The 11,358-nt window shown below is 60.9% G+C and carries 10 protein-coding genes; all 10 read left to right on the forward strand.

The annotated features are described in order from the left end of the window. Window positions 1-1,048: ABC transporter permease (locus EOC06_RS00660; protein WP_368773579.1), on the forward strand; the 1,048-nt coding region annotated here is incomplete at its 5' end. Beyond that, window positions 1,045-2,631, forward strand: a complete 1,587-nt coding sequence (locus EOC06_RS00665; RefSeq protein WP_245469265.1) for an ABC transporter permease — start codon at window positions 1,045-1,047, stop codon at window positions 2,629-2,631. The genes EOC06_RS00660 and EOC06_RS00665, both read left to right, overlap by 4 nt. Continuing rightward, a complete protein-coding gene (locus EOC06_RS00670) occupies window positions 2,549-3,148 on the forward strand; it encodes a bacteriorhodopsin (RefSeq protein WP_245469266.1) in 600 nt (199 codons plus the stop codon). The genes EOC06_RS00665 and EOC06_RS00670 overlap by 83 nt, the downstream gene beginning before the upstream one ends. 59 nt (window positions 3,149-3,207) lie before the next feature. Next, entirely contained in the window at window positions 3,208-5,400 is a 2,193-nt protein-coding gene (locus tag EOC06_RS00675; protein ID WP_128306831.1) for a flotillin domain-containing protein, read from the forward strand. Between the two features lie 24 nt (window positions 5,401-5,424). Continuing rightward, window positions 5,425-5,889: a hypothetical protein gene (locus EOC06_RS00680; RefSeq protein ID WP_127330105.1), complete on the forward strand. Its 465-nt coding sequence runs from the start codon at window positions 5,425-5,427 to the stop codon at window positions 5,887-5,889. Continuing rightward, a complete protein-coding gene (locus EOC06_RS00685) occupies window positions 5,886-7,763 on the forward strand; it encodes a hypothetical protein (protein ID WP_127330107.1) in 1,878 nt (625 codons plus the stop codon). The genes EOC06_RS00680 and EOC06_RS00685 overlap by 4 nt, the downstream gene beginning before the upstream one ends. A gap of 12 nt (window positions 7,764-7,775) precedes the next feature. Next, window positions 7,776-8,726 (forward strand): LysR family transcriptional regulator, encoded by a 951-nt coding sequence (locus EOC06_RS00690; protein ID WP_128306832.1) that lies wholly within the window; start codon window positions 7,776-7,778, stop codon window positions 8,724-8,726. Between the two features lie 77 nt (window positions 8,727-8,803). Continuing rightward, window positions 8,804-9,766, forward strand: a complete 963-nt coding sequence (locus tag EOC06_RS00695) for a LysR family transcriptional regulator (protein ID WP_127330111.1) — start codon at window positions 8,804-8,806, stop codon at window positions 9,764-9,766. Between the two features lie 120 nt (window positions 9,767-9,886). Further along, a complete protein-coding gene (locus EOC06_RS00700) occupies window positions 9,887-11,053 on the forward strand; it encodes a CaiB/BaiF CoA-transferase family protein (RefSeq protein WP_127330113.1) in 1,167 nt (388 codons plus the stop codon). Further along, the coding region (locus tag EOC06_RS41440; RefSeq protein ID WP_245469267.1) for an MmgE/PrpD family protein at window positions 11,050-11,358 on the forward strand (309 nt) is incomplete at its 3' end. The genes EOC06_RS00700 and EOC06_RS41440, both read left to right, overlap by 4 nt.

The raw sequence follows: 11,358 nt of genomic DNA on the forward strand, positions 1-11,358 counted from the left end.
GCTCTTCTTTGCCCTCATCATCATTTTCGTGCGCGTCCAGCCGATCATTGTAGCGCTCAGTGGCTTTCTGGCCCTGACCGGCATCAACCTGGTCATCCTCCCAAGACCTGGCGGCACCGCACCGGACTGGATGTCGTCCTGGGGCCTCGGCAACACGATCTTTTCACCGATCTTGCTGATCGTCCTTCTGGCTATCGCGGCCTGGCTGCTGTTCACCATGACCTCGTTTTACGCGAACTTGCGTCTGATGGGCTACGATGAGCGTGCGGCTTATACGAGCGGTGTCCGCATCAATGTGGTGCGGATCGGTGCCCACGTCATCGCCGGCCTCTTCGTTGGCCTGGGGGCGATCTGCTACACCGCCCTGATCTCGTCTGGAGATCCGACACAAGGTACCACCATGACGCTAACGGCGGTGACCGCCCTGGTACTGGGCGGGGTCAGCCTGTCCGGCGGACGCGGTGGCGTAGCAGGCGGGCTGCTAGGCGCGCTCAACCTCTTTCTTATCGGCTATGTTCTTGCCACGTTCAATTTCGGTTCCACGCAAGCCTTTGTGACACAGCTTTTCTACGGGCTGATCCTCGTTCTGTCGCTCCTGCTGACCCTGCTGGTCCCCATCATCGGGCGATACCTCCACTTCATTTCGCCCTTTGCAGCCTTCGTCGTCCTGGGCTGCGTGGTGGTCGGGATCATGCTGTACGTCAGCACCCGCGACACCTATGGCGTGGCGGCCGTCGCCGGTGAAGCTTTCAAGTCCAATCCGGACGTGATGACCCGCTATCTGCTGCTGCCCATACAGTCGGGAAGTGGGCCGGTACTGCCTGATCTCACGCCGCTGCAAAAGATCGTCTTCGGCTTCGCCGTCATCTTGGCGGTGCTGACGTTCACTGTCCGCGTCATCGTAGCTGAAGCGGTTTCCGTGCGCCTTGGCGCCTTCATCTATGTTTTCGTCTCGGCACTCATCCTGCTCCTGTTCCTGGTCGTCGGGGAGCAAAGCCACGCGGCCGGAATTCTGGCGACAGGACAATCGTTGGGGATCGGGCCATGAGTCAGACTTTCGTCGACAGCAGCCGCCTCTTCATCCCGCGTTCGCGCGCCCTGGTGTGGCTCAATCTCGCCGTCACATTCGTTGTGGCCGCGATCAGCTTTGGCCTGGGGTTTTGGCAGGGGCTCAGCGCGCAGATCGTTATCCTCTACACCATCGTTCTGGCCGCCGTGCTCTTTTGGCTGATCAACTACGTCGCCGTCATCTTCGAGGCCAGATCTTCCTCTCTCGAAACCGACACCGCGGTCTCGGCTGGCGGCAGTGGCGTCTGGGCCGGCAACCGGGTCCTGATCATCACCATGGCGGTGATGTTGATTGTGTATCTGCTGATCACGGCAACGGTCCCGTCTTTCAGATCCCTTGGCAACTTGATCGCCTTCCTGCTGCTGGAAGCGATCCTGGTCTTTGCGTTTAAGGTCGGTAACCGTTTCGCCCATGGTCGCAGCGCCTTTATTGGACTGATCGTGCTGCTGGCGCTGATTGTGATCAGCTCCTTTACGATCAATGGGTTCCTCTCCGGCGCCAACATCAAGGCAATTCTGCTGTTTGCAGCGTTCCTGGGCATTGCCTGCGTCGGGCAAACACTGGTGGCGTTGCTCGGCGGCCTGGACCTCTCTATTCCGTTTGTTATCGGCGCGTCCAACATAGGGCTTTTGTTCCTGATTAGCCTTGGCGTACCGCCCTGGCTCGCGCTGGTGTTCGTGCTGATCATCGGCGGTGCCCTGGGTTTCTTGAATGGCGTTCTGTCCTACCGCCTGCAAGGCCAGGCGTTGATCCTCACCCTCGGAATGGGATTTGCAATCGCTGGGCTTGTCCAGATTCTGACCAGCATTGGATCGTCCTTTGGCGGCAACGTCTTTGGGACCGTTCCGAAATGGCTGCAAAATCTCGCCGCCATGAACGGTCGCACCTTCGGTCTGGCTGTCCCGCCAACGATCCTGTTGTGGATTGTCATCGCGATCATCGTCATCGTTGGCCTGCGTTATTCCGCCTTCGGCCGCTACATCTACGCCCTCGGCGGCAATCGCCGCTCGGCCAAGTTGATCGGCGTCTCCGAGTTCAAATACTGGACACTCGCCTACACCATCAGCGGCGTCTCCGCTGCCCTGACAGGATGCCTGTTGCTGGGCTGGAGCGGCGGCGGGTTCATCGGGGTCGGCGACCAGTATCTTTTCACAACCTTGGCCGCAGTCGTGATCGGCGGGACGTCGCTTATGGGCGGGTATGGCGGCTATGGCTACACTTGGCTACACCGTTATCGGGGTTCTCGTCCTGCAAGTCCTGAGCGCCTTCCTGATTGGCATCGGGCTCAAATACGAATGGCAACAATTCATTTTCGGTCTTCTGATCCTGCCGATGGTCGCGCTCTACGGCCGCGCCCCTCACATCAGAGCCCAGGTCTAGGGAAAGCCCATGTTTGGAACACTCTTTCAGTCCAGCGCAGTGGTCAGCACCGCGCTCAGCGTTGCAACCCTTGCGATGTTTGCCACGGCTGCCCTGGCAATGCTGGGCCTGACATGGACGTCCGAGCGCTGGCGGGTTCCGCTGGCGCTGTCAGCCGTTGCACTCCTGGCGTCGGGCTTTGAATACTATGCCGCCTCCAACATCTGGCTCGCTGGCCAGCAACTCAGCGCGGCCTCGCGCTACGTTGCGTGGTTCGTGGTGCAGCCGATGCAGGTCGCATCGGTGTTTTTCTTTGCGAGCATTGCAGGGAAAGTGCCCGTGGGCGTGTTCTGGCGGACACTGGCCGCGGCAATCCTGATGGTGCTCGCCCGCTACCTTGGTGACGCGCGGATCTTCAATCCGACCCTTGGCGTGCTGCTGTCGATCGCCTTCTGGCTCTATATCCTTGGCGAGTTTTATTTCGGCGCCATGGCGGATGCCATCAGCAAGTCGACGCGGCCGATTAGGCTCGGCTATTTCTGGATCAGGCTGATCATGACGATCGGCTGGGCAATTTACCCGATCCTGCATTTCGTGGACGTCGTTATCGGCACCGGACACGTGGCACCCATCATCGTGCTCTACACCATTGCCGACCTTATCAATCTCATCGCCGTCTCAATGATCATCCTCGCCGTGGCCGGCGAGGAGCGTTTCTGAAGGCTGTCAATCTTCGCGCCAATGTGCTCGGCGCTCGCGGTTAAGTGGAGGATCTTCCCATGAATGGCTCAGATGTGATCGCAGTCGTTATTCTCGTAACGATCATCATCGCGATCGGTGTCTATCTGCTGCACTGGCTCTACAGACACTCGTCCAAAGACCAGTCCTTCGTCCGCACCGGCCTCGGCGGGGAGAGGGTGGTTATGGGCGGCGGTGCGCTGATCATCCCGATTGTCCACGACATCACGCGCGTCAACATGAACGCGATCCCGGTGGAGATCCGGAGGCTCGGCGAGCAATCTCTGATCACCAGGAACAAAATGCGCATTGACATCGTCGCCGAGTTCTTCGTGCGTGTGGTGCCTACGGAAGCCGGCGTGTCGACTGCGGCCCGAACTCTCGGGGAGCGCACCCAGAACCCGGTCGCGCTAAAGGAGATTGTCCAAGGCCGGTTCGTCGATGCGATGTCTGCCATCGCCTCTACGATGACCATGGATGAAATCCACACCAACCGTGGCCGCTACATGGGTGAGGTGGCCGCCCTGGCGGCGACGACCCTGGGGTCGAATGGCCTCGAGCTTGAAAACGCCTCTCTGACGAACCTCAACCAGACCGATATCTCCGTCTTTGATCCCTCCAATGCGTTCGATGCCGAGGGCCTGACGCAGTTGACCGAGCAGATCGAGGAGCGCCGCCAGCTTCGCAACCGTATCGAAAACGAATCGCGGATCGGCATCAAGCTCAAGGATTTCGAAACCGAACAGCGGGCTCTGGAGATCGAGCGTGACCTTGAGTACGCCCGCATCGAACAGACGCAGGCGATCGAAATCCGCAAAGCCGCCCAACTGGCCGAGATTGAGGCCGAGAGATCAAGCTCCACAATCAGTATCCAGAACGCCAGGATCCGCAGCGAACAAGACGGTGAGCGGATTCGTATCGCCAAGGACCGGCTCATCGATTCCGAACGGATCAACACCCAGTCGGAGGTGCGGTCGCTGGAGATCAAGAAGCAGCAAGAGACTGAAATGACCGAAATCATGTCGCGTCGCGAGCTCGAGATGCAGAGGATCCAGAACCGCCGGGAAATCGAGGCAGAGCGAATTGATAACGAGCAACATGTGAAGGAGTCTGAAATCCGTTCGCGCCAGGAGCTGTCGATCATCGAGACGACGTCATCGGCCGAGATCGACCAGGCCAAACTGGAGAGCCAGCGGATTACTGAGTCGCACCGTATTGAAACCGATAAAACGCTTGAATTGCTGGCCGTGGCGAAGTCGAGAGAGGTTCGCATCAGCAACGAACTTGCTGAGGCTGACCAGGAAAAGGCGCGCCTGAAGAAACGTTACGATGTCGATGTCGAGCGCTTGAGGGTCGACGAGGAAATCGTGCAGCTCGAGATCGAGAATAACCAGAAGATCAAGCTGGCCGAAACCAAGGCGTTTCACGAGATTCAGGACGCATCGATCGCCGCCAACCGCCAGATCGACGAGTTGCGCATCGCTGCGCGGAAGTTTGTCGACAAGTTTGAGATCGAGCAGCAGAAGGAAGTCGAGATCGTCGACAAGGAGCGCCTGATCGCGGTGATCAACAAGTCGATCGAGGAAGCCTACGCAAAGACCGAGGCCGCGGAGGCTCTGAAAAAGCAGGTTGAACAGGAAGAGCAAGTCAACAGCGCACGCGAAGAAGAGGTGGCCGGGCGTATCAAGCGGATCGAGCTCATTCAGTCCTCGTCCAGAATCGAGCGTGATGCCCAACGGGTCGTTTCTTCGGCAAAGGCCGAGAAAGAGGCGACGGAACTGAGGGCGCTGGCGGAGATCGCCGAGTCCAATGCGGCCGAGGTTCGCTATACCAAGGACGCCGCCGGGCAGCGCATGCTCAACGAGTCCGAAAACACCCGTTCGGATGCCAGCAGACGCAGTGCCATCTACGAGAACCTCGTAAGCAATCTGCCCAGCATCATCCGCGAGACGGTCAAGCCGATGGAAAACATCGAATCGATCAAGATCCTCCAGGTCGATGGCCTCCCCGGTATCAACAGTCCTTCCGAGAGGGCCGGCGGCGATGGAGGCTCGAGCGGCGGCAACATGACGGATCGCGTGGTGAATTCCGCAATGAAATATCGCACCCAGGTCGCATTCGTAGACGGTCTCATGAAGGACTTGGGATTGCCGATCGAAAACCTCGGAAGCGCCGGCGGCATGTCGTTCCGCAACTTCCAGGGTCCGGATGCGCCGAAGGACAAGGACGACTGAGCCCGAAACTAGCGAGAGCAACCGATGACCCCGCTCGGCAAAAACGAAGCGCTGGACCGACACGCCTTGGTCATGGCCTGCTGGTTGGCAGCGGCCATGCCCGCCACGATCCTGTTTGAGTATGGATTCGGCCGGGGCGGATCACCGTATATTCTTGCCGGGTTCGCGGCCATTCTGGCGGGCTTTGTCTCTCACGTAATCGTCAATGCGGTCTACGGGACGGGGTTCTCGCCCCGAGAACTAGGACTTGGCCTGGTCATTTACGGACTCGCGCTTGTGCTGTTCGTTGTTATGTCGCTGGCCAGCGCGTCGTTTGCCGCGCACAACTTCTTACCGTTGAGCGTCGGCTTTATCACAACGGGGGCCGTGGTCGTTTTCTACCTGATCACCCGGTATGGGGCACGGCAGGCCTTCGAGGCGTTCGACGTTATCCGGGACTTCCGCTCGGATGACCGAGATTTAAAACGCTCGCCGGGAGACAAGACATGACCCCGCTCTTGGTTTCCATGCTCGGCATTGTCGCGGTCCTGGGCCTTTACCTTGCGACCATCAGCGGCCGTCACACCCGACAACCCGGTGATTTCGTCGACGCGGGCCTGGCATTGCCGCCATGGGTAATCATCTTCGCCGGCGCCGGCATCACCTTGGCCAGCCTCAGCCTTCCCGATCATCTGCTTTTGCTCGCCACCTTCGGCCTTCAGTATAACCAGGTCGCAGTCGGTCTCATCTGTATCGCCCTTTGCGCTGTGATCACGCAGAAGCGGATCTGGCTTGCCGCCCGGCTGACCTCGCTGCGCACGCTTGGTGACCTGCTGGGTGACTACTTCGGCAGCACGACGCTTCGCATCTATTTGCTGTTCGTGCTGTTCCTTTTCAGCATCCCTTTTGCAGCAATGTGCCTATCTCAGGCGGGTGCCCTGGTGAGCGCCGCGACCGCCAACGACGTTCCGTCCGGTCTCGCAATCTGGTCGATCGCGTTCCTCCTGTTCCTCTGCAGCGTGATCGGAGGCTGGCGCGGGATAGCCTATCTTGTCGCCGCCCAGTCCCTTTTGGTCCTGACCCTCATGATCTTTTTTGGCGGGTTCACAGGCTTCGCGCTCGACAAATTGGCATTCGCCGCCAACGGGATTGGTACAGCCAGCGGTGTGCTGCCGGACAAGATCCCGGGCGTGATCCAGTTTAGCGCCGGCATTGGCAAGGAACTGCCTGCCGGGGGGCTCTGGACCACCCTCGCGGGACTGACGTTCGCCCTGTCGCTGGGCGGCATCGCGATCAGTCCCGGCTTCAGCTTTCTGGGCGTGACAAGTGCGCCGCGCCGGGGCCTTGCATTTGGCCAGGTCTGGATGATCGCGGGCCTCGCGGCTGGCGCCCTGATACTGATCGGGCCGGTTCTGGCCGGGGAGATTGCCGCCAATGGCTCGCTGACAGCCTTCACGACACGGCTGGCAACGCTCGACCCGATGGTGGCGGTGGGCTTTACAGTCCTTCTGGTCGCGTCGGGCCAGATCGCCGTCGCTTTCTTTGCCGGATCGGGAGCATCGGTGTGCACCATCGAGCTGACGTCACGCTACATCGTCCCGGGCATGGACCAACGTGCCACGCGGTTTGCCGCGCGCGTGACCCTGGCGCTCGTCTACGGATCTGTCGCCGCCATCGCGAGCTATGCGTCCCTCAGCGCGACAATCTTCTCATCCCTCACGCTCAGCCTGTCCGTGCAACTGCTGCCTGCGGTGCTCGGCTTGTGCTGGGTGCGCTGGATCAGCCGAAGCGGTGTTATGGCAGGATTGATTGTCGGAAGCCTTTGCGTGGTGTTCACCGAGAGCTTTGGACTGGTGCTGTTCGAGCGGCTCTTCGTTGACCTGCCATGGGGTCGCTGGCCCTTGTCGGTCCATTCGGCGGGATGGGGACTTGCGACCAATTTCACAGCGTGCCTCCTTGTGTCCCTATTTACGCGCAGCGGCGCCGAGCGGGATCGCAGGGATCGCCTCCATGACGCTTTCGAGGAGAGCCAGCCGGCGCGTAGCGGGAGCCAGGGGACCACAACGGCCAAATGGGCCCTTACACTTCTGTGGGCGTTTTTCGCGCTCGGCCCCGGTGCAATCCTCGGCAACACATTTTTCAGCGAGCCGATTTTTGCCGGCGTGGTCGTGGCGCCGGGAGTGCCTTCGCTGCTGGTCTGGCAGGTCCTGTTCTGGTTTGTCGGCGTGTTCATCGTGTGGTGGCTGGCCTATCAGGGACGCCTGTCCGTTATCGATGAACGTCCTCGCCACAGGATCGTCCTCGTGCCGGACGTGAACCCATTGTTTGAGCCAGTTACGACCCCGTGGATCGCACGGCTCCTCGACCGCGTGACGGGCCGGTAACAGGGGCAGGGCATGGAAGGCATCGACCTCAGGCGTCTGCGCTATTTCATCGCGGTTTGCGAGCACGGCGGCTTCTCCCGCGCGTCTCAATCCATAGGGGTCGCGCAGCCGTCCCTGACGCGACAAATCAAGCTGCTCGAAAAGGAAGTCGGTATCTCGTTGATCAACCGAAGTGGGCGCGGTGCCGAGCCCACGGCCGAAGGACGGTTCCTCCTGGGCCAGTCGCGCCTGCACATAGACGGGCTCGATGATGCGGTCCGTGAGGTGCGCCAGCGTTTGGACAAGCTCAAAGGCGAGATCTCACTCGGCATATGCCCGACCATCGTGCCGCTGTTTCTGGACGACATCCGCCATTTTGTTGAAGCCCAGTATCAGGGTGTAACGCTGAATGTTGTCGAAGCCTACAGCGGCGACCTTGCCAGTCTCATGGGCGGCGGCCAGCTCGACGCTGCGCTTACCTATCGGCCCAGTGCGCCGGATCAACTCGACGTCCTCGATCTTTTCGCCGAGCGCCTCGTGCTGGTAACCTCTTATGTCCGCGCTCAGGTCGACGCGCCGCGCCAACTGGGAGACATCAGCCGGTTGAAGTTGATATTGCCGAGCGAAATCCATGAATTGCGGCGGATCATCGATCGGGTCTACCGCGAGCGGGGCATCGCGCTGCAGCCGGAACTCGAACTCGACTCGCTTAGTGCTGTAAAAGCTGTCATCGCCGACAAAACCACCCAGTACGCAACCATTCTGCCGCACTCGAGCGTGACGCGTGAACTGGCCGGGCACGTGCTGAGCGCTTATGCGATCGCCGACAGCGCCATGGCCCGCACTATTGCCGTGGTGCGGCCCCAGGGGGGCAGTTCCCGGAACGTGGTGCTCACCGCCTTGATTGATGAAGTCCGCCGGCAGGCAGGACGGATCAAGAGATCCATGGACAGCGCCGACGCGGCCTTGTTGGGACAGGGATAGACGGACTGCCGGTTTTTGTCGTTGCCTCAATAACGAAATGTTCTAGGCTAGCCCTCCGTAGAGCGTGGGGAGCCGTTTTGGACCTTCGGCAGCTAAGATATTTTTCCAAGGTCGTGGAGAGCGGCTCGTTCTCGAAGGCCGCGACGCAGCTCCATGTGGCGCAGCCCGCGTTGAGCCAGCATGTCAGGCATATGGAAGAGGAGCTTGGCCTTGCTCTCCTGCATCGCGGGCCGCATGGCGTCAGTGCGACCGAAGCGGGCACGCGGCTGATGGTGCACGCCAAGCGCATCCTTGCCGAGTTTGCCGAAATTAACGACAGTGTCCGGGGCGCCGCCACAGCCCCTCGCGGCGAAGTGCGCTTCGGGCTACCCGGTACAGTGAGCGAGCTTCTTGCGGCGCCGCTGATCGAGGCCGCCCGCGAGCGGTTCCCCGAGGTGCGCATCCGCATCGTTGAGGCGATGAGCGGCTACATTCTGGAATGGTTGAAGCGCGGGGAGGTTGACCTCGCGATGATTTATGCAACGTCGGATCCCCGGGGGCTCGCGGTACATCACGGCTTGTCCGAGGAAATCTGTCTCTTTGCCAGTACGTCGATGCAGGGCCAGGCCGACTTGCGGGGCTCTTCGGTGGAGCTTCGCGACGTCGCCGGATTGCCCCTCGTTGTACCGGGCCCAGGCCACGGCCTGCGTGAACTGATCGAAGCCGTGGCAACGTCAGTCCAAGTCGCCATCAACCCGGCGATCGAAATCGACTCCTACACCCAAATCAAGAGATTGGTTACACGTGGGATCGGTTACGGGATCCTGCCTCGGATGGCGATCAACGCCGAGGCGCAGGCTGGCCTGTTTCGGGCGTGGAGCTTCCAAAACCCGCCGATTACCCGGAAAGTGTATCTCGCTTACTCGACCGAACGGCCCTTGCAGACAGCGCCCCGCGCCGTCGGGCAGCTATCGTGGGAGATCCTTCGTCAACTGGTCAAGGACCAGGTTTGGAGCGCCGAGCTATCCGACGAAAACCAACGGCCCAACCTCTTCGGCTAGGGTCCTGCAGGCGGGCGGCCGACTGTACGGTTTCGCTATACCTCCCATTACAAAACGCTATTTGACGGAAGCACCCCTTCCGGTGCGATGGTATTGGAGAAGCAGCATAAGGAGCGAGCCATGCCAGGCGCGCTGGAGGGAACGACCGTCATCTCGCTGGAGCAAGCCGTGGCCGCGCCTTTGGCGACGTCCCGTCTGGCCGACGCTGGCGCGCGGGTCATCAAGCTCGAGCGTCCCGAAGGCGACTTCGCGCGCGGCTATGACGACTATGTCCACGGCCTCTCGAGCTATTTCATCTGGAACAACCGCGGCAAGCAATCCTGCACCGTCGATTTGAAGCAGCCGGATGATCTGGCGCTGGTCGAATCCATGCTCGCCACCGCCGACGTGTTCGTCCAGAACCTTGCGCCTGGCGCAACCGACAGGCTGGGCATAGGCAGCGCGGACCTCAGGCGGCGGTTCCCCAGGCTGATCGTCTGTGACATCGGTGGCTACGCACCCGGAACGCCCGACCACGAGCGGAAGGCCTACGATCTGCTGATCCAGGCGGAAGCGGGCTTGGCGGGGGTCACTGGGTCCGCAACTTCTGGCCCGACCCGGGTCGGCATATCGATCTCCGATATCGCTACGGGGCAGGGGGCCTACGCCGCTATCCTCGAAGCCCTGATCATGCGCAGTCGAACCGGGGAAGGGGCTCACCTGCAGCTTTCTCTTTTCGACACCCTCGCCGAATACATGAACGTGCCATATCTGGCGCGCCACTACGGCGGCAAGGAGCCGCGGCGGCTCGGCCTCGCCCACCCTTCGATCGCACCCTACGGGCTGTTTCAGGTGAGTGACGGGGAAATTCTGATCGCCGTCCAGAACGAACGCGAATGGGTCGTTTTCTGCGACAGTGTCCTGCGCCAACCGTCGGTCGCAACGGATCCAAGGTTCGGACGCAACGTGCTTCGCATCCAAAACCGCGAGCCGCTTGACGCATGCGTGCAGGCGATCTTGGCGACCTACACCATGTCTGCATTATGCGAACTGCTCGACCACGTCAGAATTGCCTATGGCCGTGTGTCGACCATGGCGGATCTGGCGGTGCATCGCAGTGCCACCAAAGTCTCGGTGGAGACCACCGTTGGTCAAGTCGAGCTGTTTGCGCCACCGGTCACGGTCAATGGCAAACGCCCTGTGCTTGGCCCGGTGCCTTCACTCGGCGAACACGACGTGCCTTTGCGGCAGGAGTTCGGTCCTCCGGATGCGGCGGATCCCAAACGGATAGGAAGTGCAGCATTATGAGCTTGACCCGCGACCTGACCCGCTTGATCCGTGAAAAGCCGGTGACCGACCGCGACCTCGAATGGGCATCGCTATTTGTCCTGGATACGCTCGCCTGCGCCCTTGGCGCATTGCCGACCGAGCCCGCCCGCATGCTCAAGGCGGTCGCCCCGCCGGCGCAAGCGGATACCGCCCGCAAGGCGTTCTACCTGGGCGGCCTGTCCCATATTCTGGAGATGGATGACCTCCACCGGGACTCGGTGACCCATCCGGGCAGCGTCGTCATTCCTGCGGCATGGGCGGTGGCCCACGACCACGATCTTGGA

It is taken from the genome of Mesorhizobium sp. M7A.F.Ca.MR.362.00.0.0 (assembly GCF_004023175.1).
GTDB lineage: Bacteria > Pseudomonadota > Alphaproteobacteria > Rhizobiales > Rhizobiaceae > Mesorhizobium.